This window comes from Streptomyces sp. NPDC026394, assembly GCF_055567735.1.
In genome coordinates this window covers 189,239-215,954 of sequence record NZ_JBVHPX010000012.1, presented here as the reverse complement: position 1 = coordinate 215,954, position 26,716 = coordinate 189,239, and the positions used below count along the sequence as shown (strand labels likewise).

Sequence of the window (26,716 nt, the reverse complement as noted above, 5' to 3'; positions counted from 1 at the left end):
GCCATGCACATAGTTTTTCTCCTTCACAATGCCTACGGCATCGGCGGCACGATCAGAGCCACGTACAACCTCGCTTCGGTTCTGGCCGAGCAGCATGACGTGGAAATCGTCTCGGTGTTCCGGCACCGCGATGTTCCGGTCATGGGCGTGCCGGCGAAGGTGGGACTGACGCCTCTTGTGGATCTGCGTGCCGCGTCCGCCGATTTCGAGGGCGATGACCCCCGGCATGCGGAGCCCGCAAGGATCTTCCCTCGCGCGGACGGACGGCACAGGCAGTACAGCCGTCTGACGGACTCCCGCATCGGCCACTGTCTGTCGCAACTGGAGGCCGATGTGATCGTCGGGACGAGGCCCGGCCTCAACGCGCACATCGCTCGCCAGTCGCGTGCGGCCGGCATCCGCGTGGGGCAGGAGCACCTCACCTTCTCAGGGCACGGTTTCCGGCTGCGGCACGAGATACGTCATCACTACCAGTTGTTGGATGCCGTCACCACAGTGTCCGAATTCGATGCCCGATCGTATCGGCAGCTCGACTTGCCGGGCGTACGGGTGGAGGCGATACCGAACAGCGTTCCCCGGCCTTCCGTCGCGCCTGCCGACGGCGGCGGCAAGGCCATCGTCGCAGCGGGACGGCTGATTCCGCTCAAGCGGTACGACATTCTGGTCAAGGCGTTCGCCGCGGTGGTCGAGAAATACCCGGACTGGCAGCTCCGTATCTTCGGCGAAGGTGACACCACAGGAAATGAGAGGGAATCTCTCAGCAGCCTCATCAATGAACTCGGACTGGGTGAGCACACGCATCTCATGGGCAAGGCCGATCCGCTCGAACCGGAATGGGTGAAAGGTTCGATCGCCGCTTCGGCTTCTGATCGCGAGTCGTTCGGTATGACCATCGTCGAGGCGATGCGGTGTGGTCTCCCCGTTGTCTCCACGGACTGCCCTGTCGGACCACGCGAGATCATCGATGACGGTGCCGACGGTTACCTGGTGCCGCCCGGGCAGGTCGACGGCATGGCCAAGGCCCTGCTGAAGCTCGTAGGCGACGACCATCTGCGACGGAGCATGGGCGAGGCGGCACTGAAGAACTCCGCCCGCTTCGATCCCGCACTGATAGCCGAGCGGCACCAGGATCTCTATCAGGACCTGTTGCGGCGTGGCCCCGGACGCCGTTCGATCGGTTTTCGGCGGAAAGCCGGCTTCCGAGCGCGTACCCACGCCATCGGCACCGCGCTCGCCGTGCGGTCCGCGACGCGTGCCGTGGCGGGCAAGATTCGGTAGTCCCTGAATGCCCGGGGTTCACCGGCCGATGCCTTTGGCGCTGCGGGGATTCAGCGTCGAGCCTCACGGCCCTGGTCGCCGGGGTGGACCGCCAGACCGGAACGATTCAGGCCGCGGGCGCACTCCCGGAACGCTCAGTCTGCGGTGCAGGCGGCGCGGTGTCGCGGAGTTCGGCCGCTGAACGGACCAGTGATGCGATCGCCGGTGAGTGGCTGTTCGGCGGCCAGGCGAGCACCGTGGTGACGTCCGGCGCGTCGGTGACGGGCACCGCGACGTGACCGGGCCACTGCCAGGCACGGCTGGAGGCAGGGATGACGAGCAGCGTTTTTCCGAGCGCTACGAGCTGCGCGAGCTGTGACTGGGTACGTACCTCCGGTCCGGGCCCGTCCGGGTAGGACCCGTCGAGCCGGGGCCATCGGGCGATGGGCAGGTCCGGCACGTTGCGGACGTCCGCCAGTGTGAGTTGACGGCGTGACGCGAGTGGATGTGCTGCGGGAAGCAGCGCGACCTGGCCTTCGACACAGAGGGCTTCGGTCTCGAAGCCGGCGAGGTCGTCGAACGGGTGGTGCATGAGTGCCACGTCGGCTCGTCCGTTGCGCAGGAGTCGTGCCTGTTCGCCGACCTCGCACAGGAGGATTTCGACCGGGACCATGCCCGGTTCGCTCGTCAGCGTGTGGAGGAGCTGTTGCAGCAGTTCGTGGGACGCCCCGGCTTTGGTGACGAGCACCAGCGGCTGCTTCGGATCTCCGGCGCGTCGCGTGCGGCGCGCGGCGGCCGCGACCGCGTCGAGGGCTCCTCGGGCCTCGCGGAGCAGCACCCGGCCGGCGTCGGTGAGCGCGGCCCCGCGACGGTCCCGGTCGAGGAGTTGGACGCCGAGCCGCTGCTCCAACCGGCGGATCGCGCGCGAGAGCGGCGGTTGGGCGATCCCCAGCCGGTCGGCGGCACGTCCGAAGTGCAGTTCCTCGGCGACCGCGACGAAATAGCGGAGCTCGCGGGTTTCGAGATCGTCCATGGGCGGAGCTTAGCGGCTGATACCTGGCAGGTATCACCACGTACCGGATCCGTCTTGGACAAGACGTACGCGGTGCGCCGAGCATGGACCGGGTGAACGACACGAAGACCGCGCTGGTCACCGGCGCGAACAAGGGAATCGGGCTCGCCATCGCGCAGGGCCTCGGGGCGATCGGCTTCACGGTCGCGGTGGGGGCTCGCGACGGCGCCAGGCGCGAGGAGGCCGTCGGGCGGCTGCGGGCCGCGGACATCGACGCGTTCGGTGTCGCTCTCGACGTCACCTGCGACGACAGCGTCGCCGCAGCGGCGGCGGCCATCGAACGGCGGGCAGGACGGCTCGACGTGCTGGTCAACAACGCGGGCATCTCCGGCCCGACCGACGGTGGCGCGCAGGATCCCACGACACTCGACCTGGACGTCGTCCGCACCGTACTCGATACGAACGTGTTCGGCGTCGTGCGGGTGACGAACGCGATGCTCCCGCTGCTCAGCCGCGCAGGCTCGCCGCGTATCGTCAACATGTCGAGCAACATGGGTTCGCTGACGCTGCAGACAGGTCCGATCATGGCTGCGTACGCGCCGTCGAAGTCGATGCTCAACAGCGTCACGGCCCAGTACGCCCGCCGCCTCGCCGATACGCATGTCATCGTGAACGCCGCCTGCCCTGGTTACGTCGCGACCGATTTCACCGGCTTCAACGCGCCGCGGACGCCCGCGCAGGGCGCCGCGATCGCGATCCGGCTCGCCACCCTGCCGGACGACGGGCCGCGCGGCGGCTTTTTCGACGACGAGGGCGTCATCCCCTGGTGACGGGACGCGCCAGCTCGTGGCGCGTGCCCGTACGGCCGGGCCGCCTGGATGTGCGTACGGCCAGCCTCGGCGGTCGAGTCAGCAAATCAGCCTGTCGCCGGATCACCCGGACACACGATCCGTCGCCACTGGCTCCAGCAGGGCTTCCAGATTCTTTCGGGCTATCTGCTTGCGGAACTCCCCTTCATAGGAAGCGTCCCCGGAGTCGTGCACCGTCTCGGTCAGCCGGACCGCGGACGCCTGCCGCTCCCACGTGTGGTCCAGGCAGGTGTCGGAGTACCTGTCGAGCAGACGGGAATCGTGCTGCTCGACCTGCTGGATCAGCGCGCGGGCGAGCACCTCGGCGTCGTGGAGGGCGAGACTCATGCCCTGGGCGCTCATCGGGCAGATGAGGTGCGCAGCGTCCCCGAGGAGATAGAGCTTTCCGTAACTCATGGGACTGAATACCACCCCGCGAAGCGGTACGACCTGCTTGCTCGTGATCGGTCCCTTGGGTGCCACGGGCTCACCGAAGCGAGCCTCCAATTCCTTCCAGATCCGCTCGTCCGGCCATTGCTCGACGGTGTCGGTGAGCGGGCACTGCAGATAGAGACGGCTCGTGTCCGCGCCGCGGGTGAATCGCGCGGCGAAGCCACGGGAGTGCACTGCCAGTACGGCCGGAGGGTCCGCCGGCACCTCCGCCATGACGGACAGCCATGCGTACCCGAACTCATGGGTGGAGCATGTGAGGACGTCGTCAGGTATGGCCGTCCTGCTGACGCCACGGTAGCCGTCGCTGCCGGCGATGAAGTCGCAATTGACGGTCTGCGTCCGGCCGTCGGCGTCGCGGTAGTGGACGAGGGGGTGCTCGGTGTCGATGCCGTGCAGCGAAATGTCTTCGGCCTCGAAGCGAAGGTCGCCGCCGTCGCGGAGGAAGACCTTGATGAGGTTCCGCACGAGGGTCCGCTGGGGGCAGAAGACGCCGTCGACATCATCCACGGCGTCCATCCTCTTCCACTGCCGCTTTTCCCCGTCGATCAGCAGCGGCAGGCCGGCATCGGAGGCACTGTGGCTGTGGCCCTCGACGACCTCACCCAACCCCCGTTCGAGCAACCTGCGCACCCCGTAGGCGTCGAGAGAGCCAGCCCTGTGCCGCTGCTCCACGTAGGCACGGCTGTACTTTTCCAGGACGACACAATCGACCCCCTTTCGCAGGAGAAAGTTGCCGAGTGCCAGCCCGGCGACTCCGCCTCCCACGATGACGACGGCTGTGTCCTTGCCAGTTTCGGTCATGTGTTTCCGAGCTCCTTGCAGAATGCGGGGCCGAACACGTCAGCGCGTGAACGGCCGTGCCGCCCGGACGGTGCGGCGTGTTGCCCTCCACACTGGACCCGGTGGGCACCGTCGCCCACCGGCGAATGCGCGCGGGATACCGGAAAGCCGCCAACCTGAGGTCACACGTTCCTGCGGGAGCCGGGCTTGTGCCTGCCCGGCTTCTTCCCATCCGGCTTCTTCCTATCCGGCTTCCGCTTGTCCGGCTTCTGCCTGTCCGGCGCGTGGGGCCGCCGTCACTTACCGTCGTTACGCAGGTCCGCCTGGTAGCTCCCAGGCGTCTGCCCGACGATCTCGGTGAACGCCTCGATGAGGCTGGTGGGGTTCGACCACCCGCATGCCATCGCGGTGTCGGTGACCGACATGCCGTTGGTGAGGTGGGCCAGGGCGTGGTGAATGCGGAGCGTGGTGCGCCACCGGTGGAAGCTCATGCCGAGTTCCGTGTGGAACAGACGGCTCAGGGTGCGTTCGCCGGCTCCCGCGACACGTCCCAGCTCCGCCAGGGTCGTGAACTGGGCAGGGTCGGCGTGCAGGAGGTCGGTGACGGCCCGGAGCCGGTCGTCGCTGGATTCGGGGAGGTGCAGTGACTGCTCGGGGGTGTCGGAGAGTTCGTCGATGACCACGGCGAGCAGCCGCTGGTGAGCGCCGGGGCGGGACTCGGGCCGGTCGCCGGTCAGCGCCAGTACGGCTTCACGCAGCAGGGAGCTGACGGCGAACACACTGGGGTGCTCCACGAGTTGGCCGCACAGGTCGACCGGAATGTTCAACAGGCGTACGTCCGTGCGGCCGTAGAAGCGGTGCGAGTGGGCGAAGCCTGGCGGCGTCCACGTCATACGGTTGGCCGGGGCGACCCAGGTGCCGCGTTCGGTCGTGGTGGCCAGCGTGCCGGCGGCGGCGTACACGAGCTGGCCCTGGACGTGGGAGTGGGTGACCATGTGAGAGCCGTGCGGCAGCCATCCGGCGCCACTGGGACTGGTCTGCGGCTGCGGCTTCGAGGGCTCCGGTAACGGTCGGCGGCTTGTTGGCATCGGGGGGAAATCTTACCGGTGATGCGCCGACTGGTGCGGTGGCGGACAGGACAGTGGTTGCCTGGGCGCCGCCGGGTCCGGGAGGGTGCGGGACCGGAACGCGCGCTCGACAGCATCACACGGTGATGTCGCACCGTGCCTGACCAGGAGAGGGAGTCATGAGCGACGACGTTCTGTCGATCATTCCGGTTGATCCGCGGTGGCAGCCGGAGCGCGATGCGGTTCAGCGCGTCGTCCCGCTCGTGGAGAAGCTGGCCCCCGTTGCAGACGAGGGTGCGGGCGTGCGGATCGACGTGCGGTGGCACGGCACGGTGACTGTCGTCGACTGCGGGGGCAACCCGGAGACGATCGGCTGCCCCTTGTGCCGGGCCGCCACCGATACGGAGTGGTGGGGTGACATCCTCACGAACCGTTACTACGACGGCTTCACCACGCTCACGGTCGAGGTTCCGTGCTGCGGGGGAACAACCAGCCTGGACGCACTGGACTATGACTGGCCCCTCGGATTCGCCCGCTTCGAGCTCGCTGTCCGGAACCCCGAACGCGCCTCTTTCAACGAGGACGAGCTGACGGCATTGGCGGACGGACTGGGGCATCCCGTCAAGCAGATTCGGGCTCGTGTCTGAGCCGTGGCACTGGGCAGTTCGGCGACGCGGCAAAGCGAGTTCGGGTGGCGCGTTCAGCCGTACCGATGGTCGCGGGGCCATGCACCACGGCAAGGGGCACTGCCGCCTGCTGGGTCAGGCTCTCCCGCGGTGATTGCCGTCACCGCGGGAGGGCCTTCCCTGCTGACGCCGGTTGGTCCCGCACAGCCTCAGCCGTCGTCCTCCGGATCGTTTCTGGAGGCCCGCCGTCCCCTCGTCATCGCCAGGACGCTGCCGGCGACGGCGATCACGGCGATGGCCAGGGCGATGCTGAATCCGCCCTCCGTGTCCCAGTACACGTCTTCCAGGCTGATCAGCAGTGCCGCCTCGTCGACGACGAGGGCCAGGCCCACCCCGTAGGCCAGTCCCATCCAGGCGCGGGCCCGCGCCGTACGATCGGCCAGGCTCGCCGCGCCCACCACCGCGAGCAGCAGGATCCCCCATACGTAGTGGTGAATGTGAATCCCGCCGGCCTGCATGTCGCCGACTCCGGCCACGTCGATGTGGATGAGCCAGGTGAGCAGGCGCATCCCGCCGAAGGTGAGGGCGAACCCCCACCAGGCCAGGACGAAACCCCGGCGTTTCGGAGAGATGCCGGGCAGCAGGCGCAGCCAGGGCGAGGGACGTTTCGTGTGCCCGGACGGGGTGTGGCCGGACGACTTCGGGGACTTCATCCGGTCTCTCCCGCCGTGAACTTCTCGATCAGTGCGGCCATGGCGTCCGGCGCGCTGTAGTGGGCCGCGTGGGCCGCGCCCGGGACGTCCTCCGTGCGGCCGTCGGCGACCAGACCTGCCACGCGCCGAGTCCATGTGCCGGAGGCGATGGTGTCACCCGTTCCTCGTACGACGAGCGTGGGCGCGCGGACCTGGGACAGGTTCACCTCGAATGACTCGGCCGCGTCCCGCAGCGACCGGCGGAAGGAGGCGGCGCAGCGCAGGAGCCCGGTCACCAGGTAGTCGAACGCTGCCAGCCACAGCAGGCCGAAGGGCTCTCGGGGGGCGTCCGCGACCAGCCGCCCGAACTGGCGCCGGCCTGAGACCCGCGGTTCGAGCGCAGGGCCGACCAGCACCAGGCGGTTCACCAAGTGGGGGTGACGGGCGGCCAGGGCCGCGGCCACCTGGCAGCCGACCGAATTGGCCACGATCAGGCTGGGGCCCGAGGACAGTCGTCGGAGCAGGCGGGCCAAGGCATCGGCAAGCTGTCCGACATCAGGTGCGCGGCGGGCGGCGGCCCGCGAACGCGCGTTACCCGGCAGGTCCGGCACCACCACGGTCGCCCCGTTCGCGGCCAGTCGACGCGCGAGCGGCACGAAGTACCGTCCCGAGAGTCCGAGCCCGTGGACGAGCACCACGACGGGACGGCCCTCGTGGGGCGGAGGTCCGTATCTGCGGGCGAAGAAACCGATGTCACTCATGTGATCCACGTGCCCACCATCGCCTCCCGCTCAACACCCGGCCAGCTCGGCACGCGGGCTGGGTGATCTGCGGTGCCGTCGGCCGGGTCCGCGATGAGGCCGAGGCCGTCCCTCGAAGGCGTCCAGGCGCCTCGGCTCCGTATGCCGCGAGACCTGTGCTCGAACGTGCGATGGAGGCTGAGCGGCTGCGCCTGCGTCCTCTTCATGTGTCTGACGTCGATGCCTTGGTAGCGCTCCACGCCGATCCTCGGGTCAACCGCTTCGTCGGGGCCTGCTCGCACCGACAAGCGGTGGAACGCCTCACCGCGATCGAGCGGCAGTGGGCCGAGCAGGGCCATCGCCTGTGCGCCGTCGAACTCAGGTCGAGCGGCGACTTCATCGGCCGAAGCGGCTTGCAGTACTGGGAGCAGTCAGACGAAGTGGAGCTGGGGCGGACCATCCGAGCGGGACATTGGGGATGCGTGTGCCACCAAGGCCGCTCAGGCATGGCGTGTCTGGAATGGGGGTTCGCCACGCTGGACGGCGCCTACTTCACAGCTCTCATGCGTCCGGACAACGAGGCATCGGTGAGAGTGGCCGAGCGTCTGGGGTTCTCACCGCGCCGAGAAGACCGGCCGCATGGCAAGCCCGTCACCGTGTACGCCGTGGACCGTCCAGCCGACTTCCGTCGGGAACGAAGAAGCTCGGTGTCCGTGTCGATCCGACAGGCGTACGACACGCAAGGAGCCACCATGCCCGCCCCCGGCCACTCCATCATTCCGCGCGCAGCACGGCAGGCTGGTGCTGGCGCGAGACGCTCGGGCCGCTGCGGGACCGGGGTTACGTTCCGTACGCCGAGTCTGGCGACTGGCGCGGTCAGGGGGTGCGGATGCGCTGTCCGTCGGGTCCGGCGGTGACGTGGTAGTCGCTCCACAGGGGCCAGCCCAGTTCGCTGTACGGCCGGCGCTCGCGCTGGCCGCGCACCTTCATGAAGTCGAGGCCCCCCACCATCCGGCCGGTGGCGTTGCCCTGTCCGTCGCACACCAGGCGGCACAGGCCGTCACAGTTGAACGGGGTGTCCACCGGTGTGACGATCACGCCCCCCGGGCGGACCTGGCGCAGCCATGCCTGGGGGATTTCGCGGACGGCGGCGGTGGACAGGATGCCGTCGAAGGGCGCTGCCTGCTCGTAGCCCTGTTCCCCGTCGCCGGTGACGACCGTGGGCGCCATGCCGAGTTGGGCCAGCTTGCTCTCGGCCCGGTCGGCGAGGGCCGCGTCGATGTCGACGGTGACGAGGGCTGTGGCGCCGATGCGACGGGCCAGCAGGGCGGCGTTGTAGCCGCTGCCCGTGCCGATCTCCAGGATGCGCTCGCCGGGCCGAGGGTCGAGGTGGTGCAGCATGCCCACGACGGCAGCGGGACACGAGATGGAGCTGGTGAAATCGCCGCAGTCGGTGGACCCGTCCTCGGGCCGGATCTCACCGAGGGCGATCTGGGTGATGAGCGGGGCGAGCGGCCGGTAGATCCGCTGGAGCCAGGCGTGGGGCCGCTCGGTGCGGTCCAGCACCGGGAAGCGGCCCTCCCGTCGGGCCGTGGACCAGTAGCGGTCGGGGACGAAGTGTTCGCGCGGGGTGTCGAGGAATGCCTGCCGCAGCCACGGGCGGCCCTCGAAGTAGCCCGGTCCGTAGGTGTCGATCGTCGCTGCGCACCGCCGGCGCAGCTCGGCCGCGTCCAGATGTCGAGGGGGGCTCTCAGGAGCGGCCTTCGTCGTCATCGTCGTCGTCTTCGTCCTCACCCTGCGGCGCCGGGTTACCCGGGTCGCCCGGACTTGAGAACGGGCCGCCGACCTGGCCGTCGGCCTCCTGTCGGTGTCCCATGGGCATTCCTTTCGCGCTGCTGAGACGGTCTGTGAGACGAGTGTCCCCACCCCACTTCTTGATCACTAGATCCCGTTGCTTTTGTCCGGATTCGGTTCACCCGTCAGGGTCACCCCCCATGCCGACCGGAGCCGGCCGGTGCCTGCCGGAATTCGCCGGACCGGCCGGAACCGGCCGGGACCGTCGGTGAAACGTGCCGTGGTCAGCGCACGAGGGGAAGAAGGACCGTGTCCACGATCTCTTCGAGTACGTGGTCGGGCACGGGGGCGAAGGTCGTGAGGATCTCGTGGCGCAGCAGGTCGAAGGGGAGGGACTTGATGCGTTCGGTGAGGCGTTCGGCTTTGACCTCGCCGCGGTCGACGGCCCGGTCGAAGAGTACGTCGGCGGCCTTCTCCCGTCCCGTGGCGAGGAGGTCGCCAGGGCCGGCGCCGGTCTCCTGGTAGTAGCCGGCCAGGTGCACGCTCATGACGGTGATGTGCTGGACGCGGGTGGCGTTGATCGTCCGCATGAGGGTGAGAACGTCCTCGCGCAGGCTTCCCGTGTCGGGTGTGTCGACCCGCCACTGCTCCAGGACGTGGGTGATGGCCGCCCGGACGAGTTCGTCGCGGTCGGACCAGCGGCGGTAGAGCACGGGCGGGCTGGTTCCGGCGCGCTGGACGACCGCGTCCATGGTGAACCTTGCATAGCCGTTGGCGGTGAGTTCTTCCCAGGCCGCGTCAAGGAGCGCCTTCTCCAGTGCCGCTCCGCGGCGCCTCTCGGGCATCCGAACCTCCTTTAGAAAGACTTGCCTATCTTAAACTCGCGCCCTACTCTGGCGAGCGCAAGATACAGGCCTATATCTTAAGGTGGCTTTTCCATGAGTGCTTCCCATAGGGCCAGGGCCGCGGGCGGGACCGAGGCCGATGCCGGGACCGGTGCCGGGGCCAGGACCGCGACCGAGGACGGCACCGCAGCGGCGGCCGGGGCCAGCCCCGCCCCGCCGGACCCCGACCGCGTCGACCCCGCCGTGTGGCGCCTGGCCTTCACCGTCATCGTCGGCGCCCTCGCCGTCGTCTTCGACACCACCATCGTCACCGTCGCCCTCAACGACCTGGCCGCGGAGCTGGGTGCTCCGCTGTCCACGATCCAGTGGGTGAGCACCGGTTATCTGCTGGCCGTGTTCGTCACCATCCCGCTCGCCGGGTGGGCCCAGTCCCGGCTCGGCGGCAAGCAACTCTGGATCGCCGCGCTGGGCACGTTCCTGCTCGGCTCGGTGCTGTGCGCGCTGGCCTGGGACGCGACCAGCCTGATCGCCTTCCGCGTCGTCCAGGGCATCGGCGGCGGCATCATGATGCCGCTCATGGCCACGCTGGTCATCCAGGCCGCCAAGGGCCGCAACATCGGCAAGGTGATGGCCACCGTCACCCTGCCCACCGCGCTCGGCCCCATCCTCGGCCCCGTACTGGGCGGGGTCGTCCTGAGTCTGGCCGACTGGCGCTGGATCTTCCTCGTCAACATCCCCTTCTGTCTCGTCGGCGGCCGGCTCGCCTGGCGCAACCTGCCCGACGACCGTCCCTCCCCCGGCAGCCCCCGTGCCCGCCTGGACATCGTCGGTCTGCTCCTGCTCTCCCCCGGCGTCGCCGCTGTCATCTACGGGTTGTCCCGGGTCGAGGGCAGCGCGGGCTTCGTCAGCGCCGAGGTGCTCGTACCGCTGGTCGGGGGGCTCGCCCTGATCGGCGGCTTCGCCGCCTGGGCACTGTCGCGCGCCGGCTCACTGGTGGACCTGCGGCTCTTCCGTCACCGTCCGCTGGCCTCCGCCGCCTCCCTGAGCTTCCTGGGCGGCATCACGCTGTACGGGGCGATGCTGCTGCTGCCGCTGTACTGGCAGCAGGTCCGCGGCGAGGACGCGCTCGGCGCCGGGCTGCTGCTCATCCCGCAGGGCGTCGGCGCCTTCGTCGCGCGCACCCGGGCCGGCCACTGCACCGACCGCATCGGCCCTCGCTGGGTGGCCTTCGCCGGGTTCGCTCTCGCCACCGCGGCCACCGTGCCGTTCGCCTTCGCCGGAGCCGGCACCAGCAAGGTGCTGCTCATGGCCGCGCTGCTCGTGCGCGGTATCGGCATGGGCGCCGCCATGGTCCCGCTCAACGGCGCCGCCTACATCGGGCTGGGCCACCAGGAGATCCCGGACGCCAGCATCATCGCCCGGGTCGCCCAGCAACTCGGCGGCTCGGTCGGCACCGCCGTACTCGCCATCGTCCTCCAGCACACCGTCGGCGACGCCCGTACTCCGGCTGCTCTGGCCGACGGCTTCGGCGACGCCTTCTGGTGGTCGGTCGCCTTCAGCGTCGTCGCCGTGCCGCTCTGTCTGCTCCTGCCCGGTCGGCCTGAGCCACAGGCTCCGGCCAGGTGACAGGGGGCGGTGGTCGGTCTCAGATGACTGGGGGGGGGGTGAGGTCAGGTGGCTGGAGACGGGGTCAGGTTCTGCAGGTAGGTGCCGAATCCGTGGGGGGCCCGGGGGGTGGTGCGTCCGGAGGTGAGGACCGGGCAGTGGTCGGTTCTGAGGATGCGGGCGCCGGTGCGTTGCAACGCGGTTGCCAGCGCGTGGTCCTCGCTGTGGGTGAGGGCCGGGAAGCCGTGGGCCCGATGGTAGGCACGGGCTGCGACGCCCAGGTTGGCGCCGTGTACGTGGGGGTGGTTCCAGGCGCGGCTGCGTTCGGGGCGTCCGGCGAAGTAGAGGGTGTGGTGGTGCTGGGCAGTGGCGGTGCTGAGGGAGGGGTGGGGGGCGATGCGTATGGTGCCCAGTACGCAGTCCCACCCGGCGACGGCCTGCTCGACCTGGTAGGTCAGCCAGGTGGCGGGAACGACGGTGTCGGCGTCGGTCGTGGCGATCCAGGCCCGTTCCGCGGCGGGCCCCAGCAGTTCGAGGCCGTGCGCGACGGCCGCGGCCCGGGCCGCGCCGACGTTGCGCCGGGTGAGCTGAACGACGTGGGCGCCGTGGTGACGAGCGAGAGCGGCGGTGTCGTCGAAGCAGGTGTCGGCGGCGACAACGGTGACCACCGGCAGGTTGCGGGCGAGCAACCGGGGGTGCTGAGTGGCGGTGCGCAGGGCGCGGAGGGTGGCGGGCAGGGCCGCTGCTTCGTTGTGGGCCGGGACGGCGACCACGAGGGCGGTGGGAGGCAGGGACGGGTGGTTCACACCAGCCCCTCGGCTGCCGCGGGAGTGGGCGTGGTGCTGCCGTCGGGCAGACGCCTGGTGAAGGTCTGCAGTACGAAGTCGGTGTCGTCCAGCCGGGTGACGGGGGCGAGTTCGGGTACGGCGGTGAGCAGTGGGGCGAGCTGGGCTCCGGTACGCAGGTGATCGTCGGCCGGGTGGTTCCAGTGCACGGTGACGAGGGTCGCGCCGGGCTGAAGACTGTCGACGGTCCGCTGGAGCACTGTGTGCAGGGTGGCGTCGTCGAAGTAGTAGAGCAGTTCCGAGAGGACGATGAGGTCGAAGGTCCCTTCGGGCCACTGGTCCGGAATCGCCAGGGGGCGTACGTGGACGTGCGACTGGTCATGGTTGCGGGCGGCGGCCGCACGGACGGCTGCCGGCACCCGGTCGGTGGCCAGTACTTCGTCGCACCGTCCGGCCAGGAGCCGGGTCAGGACGCCGACGGAGCAGCCCGGCTCGAAGGCCCGGCGGTAGCGGTGGCGGGGCAGCGCGGCGACGGTCAGTGCGTACTTGCGCTGTTCGTACCACCGGTCCGCCAAGTGCCAGGGGTCGGCGGAGTGGGCGTACATGCCTGTGAAGTAGGACGGCGGCGTTGCCTGGCTGGTGCTCATATGAAGACCGTCTCGAAGGGGCGGGTGTGGTGGGCGAGTTCGGCGGGAGGGAGGATCACGGTGTCGGGGGCGGGGTCGGCCTTGGCCTTGGTGTCCGTGCCCGTGTCCGTGTCGAGGTTGAACGGGGTGATCTGGCTGGTGAAGTGGTGGATCGCTGCCTGTTTGCGGGCCTGCGCCCAAGAGGGCAGGGGCAGGCGGCGGGCCGTGGACCAGGGCACGCGTGGGTCGCCGGGCGAGGCCCAGTGCCACATCCATATCGGGTAGTGCCAGCACGGTGTGCCGGTCTGCCGGGCAGCGGCGGCCGCGGCACGTCCGGCTGCCTCGTGGTCGGCGTGCAGGTCGCCGGTGAACGGTGCGACGCACAGCCGGGCCCCGGTCTGCCGCAGCACCATGGCGAGCTGACGTGTCAGCCGTCTCTCATGGGCGCCGACGTCCGTGTCGGGGATGTGCAGCCGGTGCGTACGGTATGCGCGCGGGGCGAGGGCGCCGAGCGCGTGTTCGAGTTCGGCGGCCCGCAGTGCGGCGATCCGGCCCGCGGGAAGGTGCGGGTGCGAGCCTTCCCCGTCGGTGACGGTGACGAGGTGGATCGCGCCGGTGAGCTGCGCCATCGTGCCGCCGAAGCCGAGGACCTCGTCGTCGGGGTGGGCGGCGACCACCACGACCGGCCCGGACGGCGGCGGTACGGCGGGCAGCCGTGCCAGGCCGTCCCAGGCGGCCCAGTGCTCCTCCGGGGTGCCGGGTGCCTCGATGGCCGCGGCGGCCGTCTCGCGGTCGAAGGTCTCGGTCATCGTCGCGACCCGGCTTCCTGCGCCACGAGGGCGCCGAGTTCGGCGAGGTTGCGGTCGGCGTGGTGTTGGCGGATGTAGACCGTCAAATCGGCGACGTTACGGGCATGGCGCGGGTCGTGGCACAGCGGGCCCGCGCCGGTCGCCCGCCCGACCCGGTCCAGGACGTCGCGGCATGCCTGCTCGGTGATCGCCCTGACGCGCAGGCTGCGCAGCCGGGCGGTGCCCGAGGTGTCCGACGGGTCGGCGTCGATGGCCTGGGCCGCCTGCCGCAGCACGCTGTGCGCGCCGTGCAGCGCCGTGTCCACCGCGCCCAGGTGCGCGGCGGTCAGCGGGTCCGGGGTGCCGGCGGATGACTGGAGGGTGTCGGCGACGGCCCGCGCACCGCCGAGCCAGCAGGCGGCGACCCCGATGCCGCCGTGCTGGAAGCCCGGCCGGTCCAGGTAGGCCCCCACGGCACCGACGGGCCGGGCCGGCACCGTCGTGAAGCGCACGTCGGGGGTGTCGCTGCCGGCCATCCCGATGGCCTGCCAGGTGCCTTCCAGTGGCGCGTACCCGGGGTGGTCGGTGCGTACGGCGAACAGCCGGCGTCCGTGCGGGGTGTCGGCGGTGACCAGGGCGTGGGTGCACGAGTGGGCGCCGGAGCAGTATGCCTTGTGCCCGTCCAGGAGCCACTGGTCGCCCTCCTCACGGGCGAGGAGGCCGGTGTTCGGTGGCTGGGCGGCCCATACACCCCAGTACTCCCCCGGTCCGGGCGGGGCGGAGCCCAGTTCCCGCAGGATGGCCGTGGCGTCGGCGTGCCCCTCGGCCAGGCGGGCCAGTGACAGGTCGGCGCGGCCGAGCGCGTACAGGGCGGCGAAGCGGTCCTGGGTCCGTCCGGCTCCCGGCAGCGGCAGGTCGTGGGCTTCGGTGTCCACCCAGGTACGGAACCGGGCGGCCACCGATCGCCGCAATTCCTCGGCGTCCGGGACGAGTCCGGTTTCCTCTCCAGCGGTTCCCATAATTCCCGCAGTCACTTCTGGTCCGACCTTTCGCGCAGCTTTACCGGCTCGGCTGTCGCCTTCCGGAAACGGTTACGGCCTGCACCCTCGTGCCGGGCCGGTTCGATCCCGAATACCCCGTGCGGGGTCTCTTATACGGCGTTGTCGCTCGGGTCACTTCTGTGCCGGCGGCTGCGCAGATGTGCGCTGACGCTTCCCGGCGATTACGGGGCCGTCCGATTCTTCTGCGGGTGGCGGAAGGCCGGCGTCCATCGCCCGCAGTTCGTCTCCGGCACCAGCAACGAGGGCCGACCGCCTACTCGGGCGGGGGCCCAGGTGCCTGGTCCGGTAAGGGCCCCCCGGTTTCCGGCCCACCGGCGTTTCGGGGCGTCCCTGTCCTGTGCCCGCTCGCCGCGGTGCCGACGAGTGGCCGGTCAGCGGTGTGCAGCAGCTGGTGAAGCCCCTGCGAACCCAAGCGGGACATGCGATGAGATGGGTTCCGTTTGTTGGACATCCGGTGCTGTTCCTCCGGAGTTCCGTTACGTGATCGTCGGAGAGCGGGCACACCCGCCTCCTGGCTTTCTCCTGCCGGAGGCGCACCCTTCCTCCAGCCCACAAGTCCCACAGCCCTGCTCACCGAACTCGATCAGTGGAGTCACGCATGTCGAAGCAGTTATCACCCCTGCGCGGTGGTTTCCGTCGGGCCGCGACCGCCGCGGTGACGGTCCTGGCGGTGCTCGCGCCCGCGGCGGGAGCCCTTGCAGCCGGCGCGCCGCACCCGACGACCGGTGCCGGCTCCGCGGTACGGGGCAGGACAGCGGCCAGTACGTCCGCTCGGTCGACCTGGCCGACGGCGGTTCCGTCGCGAAGGTCTACAAGCTCGGTGACCACCACTACCGCGCGGAAGGCTTCGCGGACGGGGTGTCCTTCGGCTCCATCGAGGCCCGGCCGGACCGGCCGTACGCCGCGGGCAACCTCAACGGGATGTACACCGCCCTGGACAGCGACGGCAACCTCGTGTCCTGGATCCAGCGGATGTCCCAGGGACACGGCGCGCACACGGCGAAGCTCGCCGACGAAGAGACCGTCTTCAAGGTGCGTCCCCTCGGCGACCAGCACCACAAGGCCGAGTTCTCGCGCGGCGGACGGGTGCTCGGCACCGTGGAGGCGGCCCGGGACAGGACGTACGGGGTCTTCCGGGGCGGCAGTGTATGGGCCGTCCTGGACCTGGGCGGCGGTATCGCCTCGTACGTCGGTCCGGCGGACATCGACGCGTGCACCGCCACCAAGACCATCGCCTCGGTACTGCCCGACGGGGGCATGATGGTGGAGCTGACCAACCGCCCGGTCCCGGCGTCCGGCCCCAACGGCCCGCAGGCCATCCTCAAGGACAAGTACGGCGTAGTGGTCGGAGGCGTGAACTTCCACCACCCGGGGCTTGCCACGCTGGGCCTGAAGATGACCGACGTCCTCAGCGGTCGGCCCAAGCTGATCGACCGCCGCCCCGCGGGCGGAGCCGCGCGGACCACGTCCTTCCCCAAGCTTCCCAAAGGGTGCTCCAAGACCGCGTAGGGCTGTTCCGGTCATGAGTGACACAGGACTGGCGTGAGGGCTTATGATCACGGTCGACTGTCACAACCGAAAAACAGTCGGGCCGTGCTTCGGATGTGACACGGTTCGACGTCGAGGGGGAACTTCACGTGCGTATCCGTACAGGGGTGGCGTCCGCCGCCCTGGCCGGTCTGCTCGCTGTCGGCATGGCTGTCCCGGCGCAGGCCGACAGTGCCGGCACCGCGCAGGACCGCAGCACCTACAGCAGCGATTCCGCCCGCGCCGCCACCGGGATCGGTGCCTTCCAGACCCTGGGCGACCGGGTTCACTACTCGCACACGGTGCAGGGAAACATCAACGCGCACGGCTGGTGGAAGCTGCTGCGCGGGCCGCGGGCCAAGGCCAAGGTCACGGTCTGGCTCCAGGTCAAGACCGGGTCGGGCTGGAAGACCCTGAAGAAGAACGACAAGACCGTCTGGCCCGGCGGCGGGAGCAACAAGCGCACGGCGGCGGCGTGGAAGTGCACGAACCTGATACAGAAGCACACCTTCCGCAGCATCATCGACGTCGATCTCGTCGGGTACCCGGACGACGCCTACAAGAAGATCACCGACCCGCAGACGCTGTACTGCGGCACGTGATCGAACGCTGACAGCGGCGCCGGAGGGTACCCTCCGGCGCCGCTTGTTCTTTTCGTTCGTTTGGAGCGCATGTGCTGTCCCCCACCGTGATCGTTGGCCTGCACGGGACCCTCACGCCCTTCCCGTGGTTCGACCGAGTGGTCGAGCGGGACGACGAAGGCGCCGGCAGTGCCGAAGGGGCTGAAGAGGCCGAAGGCTCTGTCGAGGAGGACGTGCTCGGCTCCGTGGTCGACCGGGCCGGTGCGTACGGCTGGCAGACCGTGAGCAGCTGGCTGACCGAGGACGGGAAGACCACGGCCGCTCACGAGCCCACCGCGTGGGCGCACGAGGAGGTCGGCGGTGATTGGACGCAGGACGGCGGAGTCCACCAGCTCGGCTGGTTGCAGGCCGGGATCCTCACGGATTCTCCGCGTCCGGGGCTCCCCCTCCGGCCGATCTCCCTGGTGCTGACCGAGGCGCTCACGCGCGTGGGCACGATGGCGTTCACCGGTGTGCATGCCGTGCTGCCGCTTGCGGCGGTCGAGCGGAACACGGCTTTCCACCTGACCGAGTTGGTGCCGTGGTTCGGCCTGGCGGACCCGGACGCCCGGCACGAGGTGGTGGTCACCGTTTCCTGCCGTACCGGTACGGGCGGGATGGATCACGGCAGGGTGGATCGCGGCGGGGCGGAACACGGTGGGGTGGGCAACCGCCGGGTGGACGACGGTGAGATGAGCGCGGGCGACGCCGAGGCCGTGTGCGAGGCGGTACGGGAGATGGCGCAGGGGACCGTGGACTTCTCCGTGCCCGCGGGCTCCTCCGGGCCCGCCGGCTTCCCCGGCTCCGGGCACCGAGGTGCTCTGCCGGGGCTGCCGGGGCTGGACCTCGATCTCGACGGTGGGGTGCACACCGTGGGGATGCGTGAGGTGATGCGCTGGGACTGCCGTACGCGGGAGTGGTCGCCTGACATCGCGGTGTGGCTGGTGGAGATGGTGGTGGAGGGGCTGCGCGGGCTGGGGCGGTCGATGCCGGTGGCCGTGACGGCTTCGCTGGCGTCTCCCGCGTCCCCTCCGGTGGCGTAGCCCGCGCGCTTCAGGGTCTTGAGGAAGGCGACGGACCGGCATATCGTTTGGGGTCAAACAATACTCCGCGAACGTGAACACGGCCGGGAGTCCGGATGACCAAGCCCCACCCCCGCATGACGCTCGTACTGACCGAGAACTGGACCATGACCGGCGGCCGGTGCGACCTCGGCGCCCTGGTGCGCTGGGCCCGCGAGGCGGAGGACGCCGGGTTCGACTCGGTCATGCTCAGCGAGCACGTCGTGCTCGGTCCGGACTCCGGCGCCAAGGGCCCGATGCCCAACCCGCGCGAGTACGCCCTGCCGGGGAACCAGGCCCCGGACACGCCGTGGCCCAGTTCCGTCGTCCTGCTCTCCGCCATGGCAGCCGTCACCGAACGGATCCGGCTCGCCGCCGCGGCCGTACTGGCCCCGCTGCGTCACCCGCTCCTCCTGGCCAAGGAGCTGGCCACACTCGACCTCCTGAGCGAGGGCCGACTTGTCGTCCTGCCGACGGTGAGCTGGAGCGAGGACGAATACGCCGCGCTCCAGGTTCCGTTCGCGCGGCGCGGCCGGCTGCTCGACGAGCACCTGGCTGCCTGGAAGCTGCTCTGGCGGCCCGGCCCCGCCACCTTCGAGGGCGAGCACTACCGCTTCCGCGAGGCCTGGCTGGAGCCGAAGCCGTACCGCGCGGGCGGTCCGGAGCTGTGGTTCGGCGGCTCGTCGCTGCACGGTGCGGTGCTGCGGCGCCTGGTGACGTACGGCCACGGCTTCAACCCGCTGGGGCGCCCCGTGCCGGGCGAGCTGGAGAAGCTGCGCGCGGCGATGGCGGAGGCGGGGCGCGACATGTCCGGGCTGGAGATGGTCGGCGGGACACGTGCCGTCTTCCCCGACGGGACGTCGGTGGCCGACCTCGGCCGAGCGCTGGAGGCCGTACCGGAGCAGATGGAGCAGGGCTTCACGACCTTCTGCATCAAGCCGTCACAGTTCACGGACGATCCGGAGGGCGTCGGGGACTTCTGCCGCGAGGTGCTGCGGCGGGTGGAGCGGCTCACCGGGTGACGCGATGGCGGCGGAGCGCGAGCCCTCACCCGGCGATGCGGCGGGAACTCCCACCCGGCGATGCCGTGGGAAGCCCCCGGCGATGCAGCGGGAGCCCCCACCGGGCGATGCCGCGACGCCGCGCCGCCGCTCCCCCGCGAGCCGGTACCGGCAATCGGTGCAGCCCTCTTGCACCGGGGACAGCTCCCGGGCTTATGTTTGGGCCCAAACGACACCGGACGGAAACCGGACGGAAAGGGGTCTTCCATGCCCGGACCCGCAGACCTCGTGCTGGTCAACGGCACCGTGCTGACCGTCGATGCCGCGTTCCGCAGCGTGCAGGCCGTCGCCGTGCGCGACGGTCTGATCGCCGCGACCGGGAGCACCGCCGAGATCCGTGCGCTCGTCGGCCCCGGTACCGAGGTCATCGACCTCGAAGGGCGCACCGCGCTCCCCGGAATCAACGACTCCCATCTGCACGCCGCCGCCTTCGGCGCCACCCGGCCGCCACTCGCGCTGGACGTCGCCTGGCCCGCCGTCTCGTCGATCGCCGGCGTACGCGAGGCCGTGCGCCGGCGGGCCGGTGACCTTCCGCCGCGCCACTGGATATTCGGCAACGGGTGGGACACCGGCTATCTCAAGGAGTGTCTGGCCGATCCGGGCCGTACCTTACGGCGCCAGGACCTGGACGAGGTGTCGCCGGAACACCCCGTGCTGCTGTACGAGTTCTCCGGGCACACGTCCTGGCTCAACTCCCGTGCCCTGGAGGCCGCGGGCATCACCGCCACCACGCCGGTACCGCCCGGCGGTGTCATCGAGACCGACGCCGAAGGCACCCCGACGGGCATCCTCCGTGAGGGCGCGCAGGACCTGGTGAACGCCGTGGTCCCGCTGATGGACGACGCCGCGCGCGAGGCCGCCGTCCGCGCCGCGATCGCGGTCTGCCACGCCGAGGGCATCACCAGCTTCACCGAGCCGGGGCTCGGCCCGGGCGGCACCTCGCTCTTCCTGGGGGTCGCGGACACCGGGACGCTCAACGTGTACGCGCGTCTGGAGGCGGCCGGTGAGCTGCGGGCGCGGGTCAGCGTGCTGCTGCTCCCCCTGGAGATGGGCGGCGCGGCACGGCACCTGCCGGACCGGCTGGCCCAGTTGGAAGGGGTGTGCGCGGCGGCCGACCCGCGGCGGCTGCGCGTACTCGGCGTCAAGCTGTTCGCGGACGGTATTCCGCCGAGCCGTACGGCCTGGATGCACGAGGAGTACGAGGGCGGCGGGTACGGCAGTCTCTGTCTGCACGGCCACAGCGACGCCCAGCGGGTCGAGGAGCTGAACGCGATCGTGCGGTACGCCCACGCCGCGGGCCACCAACTCGGCGTGCACATCACCGGGGACCACGGCATCGACGCGGTCGTCGAAGCCTTCGAGGCGGCACAGGCCGAGACCCCGCGCCCGGACGCACGCCACTACGTCATCCACGGCGACTTCGCCTCGGCCCGCTCGCTCGCCACCCTCGCCGAGCACGGCTGGGGCATCAACATGAACCCCGGGGTCAAGGACGCCACCGCGGATGCGATGGACGCGATCGTGGGGCCCGAGCGCTCCGCGTACCAGTGGCCCGTACGCAGTGCCGTGGCGGCCGGCATCCCGGTCACCGCCAGCTCGGACGCGCCCATCACCTACCCCGACTGGCGCCGGGGCGTGGCCTCGATGATGCTGCGGGAGGCGAAGGCGAGCGGGCGGCAGAGCGGCCCCGAGCAGTGCGTCGACCTGGAGACCGCGATCCGCGCGTACACCTCGAACGCCGCATGGCAGGACTTCGCGGAGAGCTGGAAGGGGACGCTGGAGCCCGGCAAGGTGGCCGACATCTGCGTCGTGGACGGTGATCTCGCGCACGCGGATCCGCACGAGATCGCGGCGATGCCGGTGGCGGCGACGGTTTTCGACGGGGAGATCGTCCATGACACCCGGTGATTCCGTGCGACCGGCCGCCCGGACGCCCGGCCAGCGGTCCACCCGGCGGTCCGTCCCGCAAGCCGCCCGGTGGTTCGCCGGGGTGCTGTCCGGCCGCTTCGCCCGCTGGGCCGTAGCCCTCTCCCCGCGGCGGAAACGGACCCTGTTCGGCTGCTGGTTCGCACTCGACGCCGTACTGGCGCTGGCACCGCCGGTGTACTGGGCCGCGGGCGATCCGCGGTTCCAGAGCGGAACCGGAATCCCGCTGTCCGTCTGCTACTTCCTCGCCCTCGGCGCGCACATCTCGGCAGGCGTCGTCGTCCTGTACGGCGTCGAGTCGGCCCGCGGCGAGATCGACTGACACCTCCTCGGCACGGAGAGGGGCTCGTCCCAGTGAATGTGTTCCTCGGCTACGGCATGGTGGTGCTCTTCTTCTGCGGAGTGCTCTGCACGCTGTACGTGCACCGCAGGCGTGACGCCGACTTCACCGACTACGCCGTCGGCGGCCGCAGCTTCGGCAGCGGCTATCAGACCATGTCGGTCCTCAACACCTGGTTTCCCGGCTCGGTCTTCGTCGCCGACGCGGGCATGGCGGCGGGCAGCGGGGTGATCGGCTTCCATCTGCTGGTCTACGGCCTGTTCGCCTACCTGCTGATGTATCTGATGTCCCGGCGGGTGTGGATGTGGGGCGAGCGGCACGGGCTGCGCACCCAGTCCGACCTGTTCGGGCTGCGCTACGGCGGAACGGCTTCGCGCACCGTGCCCGCGCTGATCCAGGTCTTGGTCAACTTCCCGATGACCGTGCTCGGGATGCAGGCCATGGGGCTGATCTTCTACTACATCTCCTTCGGGCACCTCAGCTACTCCCAGTCGGTGCTCGCGGGGGTGCTGGTCCTGGTGGCCCGCCAGTTCTGGACGGTGCGCATGGGCATGCGCGGCGTGGTCGTCACGGACTTCTACCAGGGCATGATCGCGTACGTCTTCGGGTCGGTCCTGCTGGTGGGGCTGATCGTCTACCTGGCCGTACACGGTCACGGATTCGCGCGGCTGCCCCTGGAGCGGCTGACGCTGCCGACGGGTGGCGACAGCGGCGGGCTCTATCTCTTCGCCCTGACCTTCACCGGATCGGTGGGCGGCTGGTGTCTGTCGGGGATGTTCGTCCGGCTCTTCACCGCGGACGGGGTACGGAGCGTCAAACGCTCCGCCGTGTTCGTGATGCCGGCCTCGCTCGTCTTCGCCGGGCTGCTGCTGACCGCCGCGCTGCTGTCCGGGACGTTGCCCGGTGTCTCCGACGACCCCGACCGCGCCCTGTTCACCCTGGCGCAGCACATCGGCGGCCCGTGGGTCATCATCGCGATCGCCCTGTGCGTCCTGGCCGCGCAGATCGGTATGGCCGACGGGGTGCTCCAGTCCGTGGGCACGCTCATCTCCAACGACCTGGTGGCCGTGTACCGGCCGATGGACGACAAGGGGCGGCTGCTGGCGGCGAAGGTGTCCATCGCCGTCTACACCGTGGCCGCCGCACTGGTCGCCAACATCGGGCTCAGCAACCTCATCACGCTGTCGATCATGGCGTACCAGGGGGTGGTGCAGCTCGCCGTCCCGCAGTTCCTCGGCCTCTTCTGGAAGCGCGGCAATCGCACCGGCACGGTCGCCGGGACCGTGTCCGGCTTCGTCACCGCCGCCGGGCTCTCGGCGGTCTACCCCACCTTCATTCCCTGGCTGAACGGCCTGACCTCGGGGATCGTGGGTCTGGCCGTCAACCTCGCGGTGTACGTCGCGTGTGCGTGCCTGCTCCCGCAGAGTACGGCGGAGAGGCGGCGGGTCGCCGGGCTGTTCACCGCCACCTCCGTGTCCGGTACGCCGGTGACGCGGGGCAGGGCCGCCGAGGGGGTCTAGGAAGGGCGGGGAGGCTGCGGAACAGCGGGAATGCTTAGGACTGTCGAGGAGGCCCAGGACCGGCGAGGAGGTCTAGGACCGGCGAGGGGGTCGGGTGCCGCGGTGTTCCCAGTCGCCGCCGAGGGCCGTGGACAAGACCTCCTCCGAGGCCGTCGGCTGCGCACCGCAGTCGTCCCGGACGGGTGTCGGGCCCGCCACGATGTGGTTGGTCAGCCGCCCCAGGCCCTCCGCCTCGACCTCCACGACGTCACCCGGCCGGACGGGGCGTGAATGCGCGGGCGTGCCCGTGAGGAGGACGTCGCCGGGGACGAGGGTGATGGTCCGGGCGATGTCGGCGACGAGGTAGTGCATGTCCCACGTCATCTCGTCGGTGGAACCGTCCTGCGCCAGCTCGCCGTTGACGTACGTACGCAGGTACTTGCCGCGGAAGTCCCACCCCGTCACCAGCCCGGGGCCCAGGGGGCAGAGTGTGTCGGAGCCCTTGACCCGGAGCATCGAACCGGCGTCGGTGTCGCGGAAGTCGTGCAGGCCGTAGTCGTTGGCGACGGTGTATCCGGCGATGTGGTGGCCGGCGTCGTCCGGTGCGACGTTGCGGCACACGCGGCCGATGACGAGCGCGATCTCGCCCTCGTAGTTGAGGTACTGGCAGCCTTCGGGGCGCACCACCGCTCCCCCGTGCGCGTTGAGTGCGGAGACGGGCTTGTGGAAGTACGTGGGTGCGGGGGGCAGCGAGGCCTGGAACTCTTCGACTCTGCTGCGGTGGTTGAGGTGCACCGCGATCACTTTCGAGGGCTGTACGGGTGGCAGGTGCCGGGCGGCGGCCGCCTGCACGCGGCGGCCGTCGCCTGCGATGAGGGCTTCGCCCTCCCGTACGACGTGGACGACGGCGCCGTCGAGCAGGATGCGGCGGTATTCGCGGGTTCCGTCCTGACCAGGAGTGCGTGCTGCGTTCATGGCGCCTCCGTTTCCGGGCACGGGGTGCCCTGTTGGTGCGTCGCGCGGTGCGGGGACGTGGTGGCTCGTCGCGCCGTTCCCCGCGCCCCTTCCGGGCACGGCGCCCTCCGGAAGCGCCCTTACCCGGTCCAGCCGTCTGCCGGGCGGTCGAACCACAGGTGGATCTGTCCCGTTCCGATCGAGTTCTCGTACGCGCTGTAGGCGCGCGCGGGCGCGGTCAGGCGGTCCTCGCCCAGGGCGCCCGCCAGCATCAGGTAGTGCCCGAAGCCCGCTTCGGGCCGGTGGGCGGCGAACTCCGGCATGGTGCGCAGCACGCGGGCGTGGTCGCCGCGCAGGAACCATGCGATCCGCTGCTCGTCGGCGGCGCGCGCCTCGGGGGTGCGGAGGTGCGCGGGATCGCTCGCTTCGTGGTCGCGCAGTTCGCGCAGCGGCCAGAAGGTGTGGGACAGCGCGCCGGAGGCGATCAGCAGCACCTTGCGGTCCGGCAGTGCGGCGATGCCGTCGGCTAGCGCGCGGCCGAGCCGGAGGTGGTCCTCGTCGTCCCCGGTCTGGCACACCCCTACGGAGATCCACCGTTTGTGGGGCAGCCCCCGGCCGAGGTACGTCCAGAGGTTGACGGTGGCGTAGTGGACCGGCAGGCAGGGGTCGTCGATCGGAGTGATCCAGGTACCGTGCCGGCCGGCGAACGCGGCGGCGGCCCGGGCGAGTTCGGGGTCGCCGGGGAAGTCGTAGGGTATGCGGCACATGCCGCGTGGCAGTTCGTCCGAGGTGTAGAGCCCGGCCCGCCTGTCCTGCGCGGCGACGACGAATTCGACGGTGGTCGCCCAGTGCGAGTCCAGAACGACGACCGTGTCGTAGTCGAGGGCCTCGAAGACGTCCCGGCGCAGTCTGCGCAGCCCCGGTACGAGGCTGACCTCCCGTCCCCGGTTGAGCTCCCGCCGGCCGGCTTCGGGCAGGACGATGGTGGGGACGTGGGCGAGAAGACCGGCGCCGACGATCTCACCCATGGCGCTGCCATCCCTTCGGTGCCGTGACGGTGTTCTTGAGGTCGCAGTAGAAGTCGAAGCTCCAGTCGCCGCCCTCGCGCCCCGTGCCGGACTCGCGGGAGCCGCCGAAGGGCGCGGCGAGGTCACGGACGAAGAAGCAGTTGATCCAGACCGTCCCGGCGACGAGCCGCGCGCCGACACGGGCCGCGCGCTCGCGGTCCCCGGTGGCCAGGGTGGCGGCCAGCCCGTAGCGGGTGTCGTTGGCCAGGGCCACGGCCTCGTCCTCGGTGCTGAAGCTCTGGAGGGTGAGTACGGGGCCGAAGATCTCCTCCTGCACGATCTCGGAGTCCTGCGCGACGTCGGTCAGCAGCGTCGGCCGGTAGTACGTGCCGCCGGTCCGCTCGTTCAGTTCGGTGTGCGGGCCGCCGCCGAGGAGCGCGGTGGCGCCTTCGGCCAGTGCGCGCCGGACGAAGCCGTCGACCCGTTCCAGGTGCCGGGGGTGGACGAGGGGGCCGATGCCGGTGGGCTCCTCGCGCGGGTCGCCCTGGACGAGGGCCCGGGCCCGGTCGGTGAAGCGCTCCAGGAAGGCGTCCCGTACGGAGTCCTCGACGAGCAGCCGGGTCGCGGCCAGACAGACCTGGCCCGCGTTGTCGTACTGCTCGACGGCCAGGTCGGCGGCCAGGTCGAGGTCGGCGTCCGCGAAGACGAGCAGGGGCGACTTGCCGCCAAGTTCGAAGCTGGTGGGCACCAGGTTCGCGGCCGCGGCACGGGCGATCCGCCGCGCCGTGGGCACGGAGCCCGTGAAGCTGATGCGGCGCACGTCCGGGTCGGACACGAGGGGCGCGCCGGCCTCGTCCCCGTACCCCTGGAGGACGTTGAGAACCCCCGGGGGCAGCCCGGCCTCGGCGGCGATGTCCGCGAGGAGCGAGGCGGTGAGCGGAGTCCATTCGGCGGGTTTGAGGATCACCGGGTCACCTGCGGCCAGCGCGGGGCCGATCTTCCAGGTGGCCAGCATCAGCGGCGCGTTCCACGGTGTGACGAGCGCGGCGGGGCCGGCCGGGTCCCAGGTCACGTGGTTGGTGTGGCCATGGGTCGCGAAGTCGTCGTGGCCGAGGGCGAGCAGGCGGTCGGCGAAGAAGCGGAGGTTGTGCGCCGCGCGGGGCACCACTCCGCGCCGGTGGGAGCGCAGCAGCGCGCCGTTGTCCGCCGTCTCGACGGCGGCGAGGTCTTCGAGGCGTGCCTCGATGCCGTCCGCGACGGCGTGCAGCAGCCGGGCGCGCTCCCGGTGGGGTGCCGCGGCCCAGCCGGGGAAGGCGGCGCGGGCGGCGGCGACGGCCGCCCGTGCCTCCTCGGCGCCGCCCCGGGCGATCTCGGCGAGTGGGGTGCCGTCGAGGGGTGAGCGGTCGGTGAAGGTGGTGGTGGAGGCGAGGCGTTCGCCGCCGATCCAGTGACGGGTGTCGACGGGAACTCCGGCGACCGTGGTGGTGAAGCCGGTGGTCGGGGCGGTGGCTCCGGTGGTGGCGGAGGTGGCTCCGGACGCGATGCCGGTGCCTCCGGGCGTGGTGGCGGTGGGGTGCGGGCGGTCCCGGCGCTCCGACGGTTCCGGGGCTGCCGGATGCGCCGGGGAGCCCGGTGCGGGCGCGGGGCGAGCCATCACAGCCTCCAATTCGTTTGAGGCCAAACAAAATAGGCGGCCCCGCTCCAGGCGGTCAACCCCTTCCCCGACGGCCCCTCATGACTAT

Annotated in this window: 27 protein-coding genes; 12 read left to right on the top strand and 15 right to left on the bottom strand. The window is 70.6% G+C overall.

The genetic code is table 11. From position 1 onward, the window contains the following. The first annotated feature begins 3 nt into the window (after nt 1-3). On the top strand, nt 4-1,278 hold the full coding sequence (locus ACZ4QV_RS26360; protein WP_361153471.1) for a glycosyltransferase family 4 protein: 1,275 nt from the start codon (nt 4-6) through the stop codon (nt 1,276-1,278). A 106-nt stretch (nt 1,279-1,384) separates the two neighbouring features. Here the strand turns inward: ACZ4QV_RS26360 and ACZ4QV_RS26355 are convergent, their stop codons facing one another. Further along, nucleotides 1,385-2,290, bottom strand: a complete 906-nt coding sequence (locus ACZ4QV_RS26355) for a LysR family transcriptional regulator (protein ID WP_467763476.1) — start codon at nt 2,288-2,290, stop codon at nt 1,385-1,387. An 83-nt stretch (nt 2,291-2,373) separates the two neighbouring features. On the opposite strand from ACZ4QV_RS26355, the gene ACZ4QV_RS26350 reads away from it, so the two are divergent. Further along, the gene (locus ACZ4QV_RS26350; RefSeq protein ID WP_361591632.1) at nt 2,374-3,099 is read left to right on the top strand and encodes an SDR family oxidoreductase; all 726 of its coding nucleotides are present in this window, start codon (nt 2,374-2,376) and stop codon (nt 3,097-3,099) included. Between the two features lie 102 nt (nt 3,100-3,201). On the opposite strand, the gene ACZ4QV_RS26345 is transcribed toward ACZ4QV_RS26350, so the two are convergent. Then, nucleotides 3,202-4,371: a 4-hydroxybenzoate 3-monooxygenase gene (locus ACZ4QV_RS26345; protein WP_361637027.1), complete on the bottom strand. Its 1,170-nt coding sequence runs from the start codon at nt 4,369-4,371 to the stop codon at nt 3,202-3,204. 275 nt (nt 4,372-4,646) lie between these two features. Continuing rightward, on the bottom strand, nt 4,647-5,438 hold the full coding sequence (locus ACZ4QV_RS26340) for a helix-turn-helix domain-containing protein (protein ID WP_467763475.1): 792 nt from the start codon (nt 5,436-5,438) through the stop codon (nt 4,647-4,649). A gap of 158 nt (nt 5,439-5,596) precedes the next feature. Here ACZ4QV_RS26340 and ACZ4QV_RS26335 point away from each other — a divergent pair, with 158 nt between their 5' ends. Then, nucleotides 5,597-6,064: a hypothetical protein gene (locus ACZ4QV_RS26335; RefSeq protein ID WP_467763474.1), complete on the top strand. Its 468-nt coding sequence runs from the start codon at nt 5,597-5,599 to the stop codon at nt 6,062-6,064. A 188-nt stretch (nt 6,065-6,252) separates the two neighbouring features. On the opposite strand, the gene ACZ4QV_RS26330 is transcribed toward ACZ4QV_RS26335, so the two are convergent. Continuing rightward, on the bottom strand, nt 6,253-6,756 hold the full coding sequence (locus tag ACZ4QV_RS26330; RefSeq protein ID WP_361153486.1) for a hypothetical protein: 504 nt from the start codon (nt 6,754-6,756) through the stop codon (nt 6,253-6,255). Beyond that, complete coding sequence (locus tag ACZ4QV_RS26325) at nt 6,753-7,496, bottom strand: alpha/beta fold hydrolase (RefSeq protein WP_467763502.1); 744 nt, start codon at nt 7,494-7,496, stop codon at nt 6,753-6,755. Before ACZ4QV_RS26325 ends, ACZ4QV_RS26330 begins: the two co-directional genes overlap by 4 nt. A gap of 170 nt (nt 7,497-7,666) precedes the next feature. On the opposite strand from ACZ4QV_RS26325, the gene ACZ4QV_RS26320 reads away from it, so the two are divergent. Then, a complete protein-coding gene (locus tag ACZ4QV_RS26320; RefSeq protein ID WP_467763501.1) occupies nt 7,667-8,392 on the top strand; it encodes a GNAT family N-acetyltransferase in 726 nt (241 codons plus the stop codon). On the opposite strand, the gene ACZ4QV_RS26315 is transcribed toward ACZ4QV_RS26320, so the two are convergent. The 3 genes from ACZ4QV_RS26315 to ACZ4QV_RS26305 all read right to left on the bottom strand — a co-directional run bounded on the left by ACZ4QV_RS26315 (nt 8,352) and on the right by ACZ4QV_RS26305 (nt 10,114). Further along, entirely contained in the window at nt 8,352-9,248 is an 897-nt protein-coding gene (locus ACZ4QV_RS26315; RefSeq protein ID WP_361153489.1) for a methyltransferase domain-containing protein, read from the bottom strand. The genes ACZ4QV_RS26320 and ACZ4QV_RS26315 overlap by 41 nt on opposite strands. Next, nucleotides 9,226-9,351, bottom strand: coding sequence for a hypothetical protein (locus ACZ4QV_RS26310; protein WP_361153491.1), 126 nt, complete (start codon nt 9,349-9,351; stop codon nt 9,226-9,228). The genes ACZ4QV_RS26315 and ACZ4QV_RS26310 overlap by 23 nt, the downstream gene beginning before the upstream one ends. A gap of 202 nt (nt 9,352-9,553) precedes the next feature. Further along, a complete protein-coding gene (locus tag ACZ4QV_RS26305) occupies nt 9,554-10,114 on the bottom strand; it encodes a TetR/AcrR family transcriptional regulator (RefSeq protein WP_361153494.1) in 561 nt (186 codons plus the stop codon). Between the two features lie 93 nt (nt 10,115-10,207). Between ACZ4QV_RS26305 and ACZ4QV_RS26300 the strand changes: the two genes are divergently transcribed. Then, nucleotides 10,208-11,740, top strand: a complete 1,533-nt coding sequence (locus tag ACZ4QV_RS26300; RefSeq protein ID WP_361637033.1) for an MDR family MFS transporter — start codon at nt 10,208-10,210, stop codon at nt 11,738-11,740. Nucleotides 11,741-11,784: 44 nt separating this feature from the next. On the opposite strand, the gene ACZ4QV_RS26295 is transcribed toward ACZ4QV_RS26300, so the two are convergent. The 4 genes from ACZ4QV_RS26295 to ACZ4QV_RS26280 are packed head-to-tail and all read right to left on the bottom strand — an operon-like array spanning nt 11,785 to nt 14,937. After that, entirely contained in the window at nt 11,785-12,525 is a 741-nt protein-coding gene (locus ACZ4QV_RS26295) for a glycosyltransferase family 2 protein (RefSeq protein WP_361637036.1), read from the bottom strand. Continuing rightward, nucleotides 12,522-13,151 (bottom strand): SAM-dependent methyltransferase, encoded by a 630-nt coding sequence (locus tag ACZ4QV_RS26290; protein WP_467763473.1) that lies wholly within the window; start codon nt 13,149-13,151, stop codon nt 12,522-12,524. The genes ACZ4QV_RS26295 and ACZ4QV_RS26290 overlap by 4 nt, the downstream gene beginning before the upstream one ends. Continuing rightward, the gene (locus ACZ4QV_RS26285) at nt 13,148-13,939 is read right to left on the bottom strand and encodes a PIG-L deacetylase family protein (protein ID WP_361153505.1); all 792 of its coding nucleotides are present in this window, start codon (nt 13,937-13,939) and stop codon (nt 13,148-13,150) included. The genes ACZ4QV_RS26290 and ACZ4QV_RS26285 overlap by 4 nt, the downstream gene beginning before the upstream one ends. Then, the gene (locus ACZ4QV_RS26280) at nt 13,936-14,937 is read right to left on the bottom strand and encodes an acyl-CoA dehydrogenase family protein (RefSeq protein ID WP_467763472.1); all 1,002 of its coding nucleotides are present in this window, start codon (nt 14,935-14,937) and stop codon (nt 13,936-13,938) included. Before ACZ4QV_RS26280 ends, ACZ4QV_RS26285 begins: the two co-directional genes overlap by 4 nt. Before the next feature lie 522 nt (nt 14,938-15,459). Here ACZ4QV_RS26280 and ACZ4QV_RS26275 point away from each other — a divergent pair. From ACZ4QV_RS26275 to ACZ4QV_RS26245, 7 genes are all read left to right on the top strand, one after another. Beyond that, entirely contained in the window at nt 15,460-16,488 is a 1,029-nt protein-coding gene (locus ACZ4QV_RS26275) for a hypothetical protein (protein ID WP_467763471.1), read from the top strand. 128 nt (nt 16,489-16,616) lie between these two features. Further along, nucleotides 16,617-17,108, top strand: a complete 492-nt coding sequence (locus ACZ4QV_RS26270; protein ID WP_361637045.1) for a hypothetical protein — start codon at nt 16,617-16,619, stop codon at nt 17,106-17,108. 71 nt (nt 17,109-17,179) lie between these two features. Further along, entirely contained in the window at nt 17,180-18,169 is a 990-nt protein-coding gene (locus tag ACZ4QV_RS26265) for a hypothetical protein (RefSeq protein WP_361153516.1), read from the top strand. Between the two features lie 95 nt (nt 18,170-18,264). Next, complete coding sequence (locus ACZ4QV_RS26260) at nt 18,265-19,209, top strand: TIGR03619 family F420-dependent LLM class oxidoreductase (RefSeq protein WP_361153519.1); 945 nt, start codon at nt 18,265-18,267, stop codon at nt 19,207-19,209. A gap of 246 nt (nt 19,210-19,455) precedes the next feature. Then, entirely contained in the window at nt 19,456-21,156 is a 1,701-nt protein-coding gene (locus ACZ4QV_RS26255) for an amidohydrolase (protein WP_467763470.1), read from the top strand. Further along, on the top strand, nt 21,143-21,496 hold the full coding sequence (locus tag ACZ4QV_RS26250) for a hypothetical protein (RefSeq protein ID WP_361153525.1): 354 nt from the start codon (nt 21,143-21,145) through the stop codon (nt 21,494-21,496). The genes ACZ4QV_RS26255 and ACZ4QV_RS26250 overlap by 14 nt, the downstream gene beginning before the upstream one ends. A 32-nt stretch (nt 21,497-21,528) precedes the next feature. After that, nucleotides 21,529-23,034, top strand: coding sequence for a sodium:solute symporter family protein (locus ACZ4QV_RS26245; RefSeq protein ID WP_361153527.1), 1,506 nt, complete (start codon nt 21,529-21,531; stop codon nt 23,032-23,034). A gap of 72 nt (nt 23,035-23,106) precedes the next feature. Here the strand turns inward: ACZ4QV_RS26245 and ACZ4QV_RS26240 are convergent, their stop codons facing one another. The 3 genes from ACZ4QV_RS26240 to ACZ4QV_RS26230 form a co-directional block, all read right to left on the bottom strand. Then, nucleotides 23,107-23,988, bottom strand: coding sequence for a fumarylacetoacetate hydrolase family protein (locus ACZ4QV_RS26240; RefSeq protein WP_361587954.1), 882 nt, complete (start codon nt 23,986-23,988; stop codon nt 23,107-23,109). Nucleotides 23,989-24,107: 119 nt separating this feature from the next. Then, nucleotides 24,108-24,995 carry a DODA-type extradiol aromatic ring-opening family dioxygenase gene (locus tag ACZ4QV_RS26235; protein ID WP_361587952.1) on the bottom strand — a complete coding sequence of 296 codons (888 nt, stop codon included), beginning with the start codon at nt 24,993-24,995 and terminating at the stop codon, nt 24,108-24,110. Beyond that, a complete protein-coding gene (locus ACZ4QV_RS26230) occupies nt 24,988-26,628 on the bottom strand; it encodes an aldehyde dehydrogenase (protein ID WP_467763469.1) in 1,641 nt (546 codons plus the stop codon). Before ACZ4QV_RS26230 ends, ACZ4QV_RS26235 begins: the two co-directional genes overlap by 8 nt. Nucleotides 26,629-26,716: the final 88 nt, after the last annotated feature.

Bases quoted from the DNA above. Each gene is read 5' to 3' on its own strand.
- ACZ4QV_RS26230 (WP_467763469.1), bottom strand. From the start codon at position 26,628: ATGGCTCGCCCCGCGCCCGCACCGGGCTCCCCGGCGCATCCGGCAGCC.
- ACZ4QV_RS26310 (WP_361153491.1), bottom strand. From the start codon at position 9,351: ATGGGACACCGACAGGAGGCCGACGGCCAGGTCGGCGGCCCGTTCTCA.
- ACZ4QV_RS26355 (WP_467763476.1), bottom strand. From the start codon at position 2,290: ATGGACGATCTCGAAACCCGCGAGCTCCGCTATTTCGTCGCGGTCGCC.
- ACZ4QV_RS26350 (WP_361591632.1), top strand. From the start codon at position 2,374: ATGGACCGGGTGAACGACACGAAGACCGCGCTGGTCACCGGCGCGAAC.
- ACZ4QV_RS26325 (WP_467763502.1), bottom strand. From the start codon at position 7,496: ATGAGTGACATCGGTTTCTTCGCCCGCAGATACGGACCTCCGCCCCAC.
- ACZ4QV_RS26315 (WP_361153489.1), bottom strand. From the start codon at position 9,248: ATGACGACGAAGGCCGCTCCTGAGAGCCCCCCTCGACATCTGGACGCG.
- ACZ4QV_RS26260 (WP_361153519.1), top strand. From the start codon at position 18,265: ATGACCAAGCCCCACCCCCGCATGACGCTCGTACTGACCGAGAACTGG.
- ACZ4QV_RS26330 (WP_361153486.1), bottom strand. From the start codon at position 6,756: ATGAAGTCCCCGAAGTCGTCCGGCCACACCCCGTCCGGGCACACGAAA.
- ACZ4QV_RS26250 (WP_361153525.1), top strand. From the start codon at position 21,143: ATGACACCCGGTGATTCCGTGCGACCGGCCGCCCGGACGCCCGGCCAG.
- ACZ4QV_RS26285 (WP_361153505.1), bottom strand. From the start codon at position 13,939: ATGACCGAGACCTTCGACCGCGAGACGGCCGCCGCGGCCATCGAGGCA.
- ACZ4QV_RS26300 (WP_361637033.1), top strand. From the start codon at position 10,208: ATGAGTGCTTCCCATAGGGCCAGGGCCGCGGGCGGGACCGAGGCCGAT.
- ACZ4QV_RS26335 (WP_467763474.1), top strand. From the start codon at position 5,597: ATGAGCGACGACGTTCTGTCGATCATTCCGGTTGATCCGCGGTGGCAG.
- ACZ4QV_RS26290 (WP_467763473.1), bottom strand. From the start codon at position 13,151: ATGAGCACCAGCCAGGCAACGCCGCCGTCCTACTTCACAGGCATGTAC.
- ACZ4QV_RS26305 (WP_361153494.1), bottom strand. From the start codon at position 10,114: ATGCCCGAGAGGCGCCGCGGAGCGGCACTGGAGAAGGCGCTCCTTGAC.
- ACZ4QV_RS26340 (WP_467763475.1), bottom strand. From the start codon at position 5,438: ATGCCAACAAGCCGCCGACCGTTACCGGAGCCCTCGAAGCCGCAGCCG.
- ACZ4QV_RS26240 (WP_361587954.1), bottom strand. From the start codon at position 23,988: ATGAACGCAGCACGCACTCCTGGTCAGGACGGAACCCGCGAATACCGC.
- ACZ4QV_RS26255 (WP_467763470.1), top strand. From the start codon at position 19,456: ATGCCCGGACCCGCAGACCTCGTGCTGGTCAACGGCACCGTGCTGACC.
- ACZ4QV_RS26360 (WP_361153471.1), top strand. From the start codon at position 4: ATGCACATAGTTTTTCTCCTTCACAATGCCTACGGCATCGGCGGCACG.
- ACZ4QV_RS26345 (WP_361637027.1), bottom strand. From the start codon at position 4,371: ATGACCGAAACTGGCAAGGACACAGCCGTCGTCATCGTGGGAGGCGGA.
- ACZ4QV_RS26280 (WP_467763472.1), bottom strand. From the start codon at position 14,937: ATGGGAACCGCTGGAGAGGAAACCGGACTCGTCCCGGACGCCGAGGAA.
- ACZ4QV_RS26235 (WP_361587952.1), bottom strand. From the start codon at position 24,995: ATGGGTGAGATCGTCGGCGCCGGTCTTCTCGCCCACGTCCCCACCATC.
- ACZ4QV_RS26320 (WP_467763501.1), top strand. From the start codon at position 7,667: ATGGAGGCTGAGCGGCTGCGCCTGCGTCCTCTTCATGTGTCTGACGTC.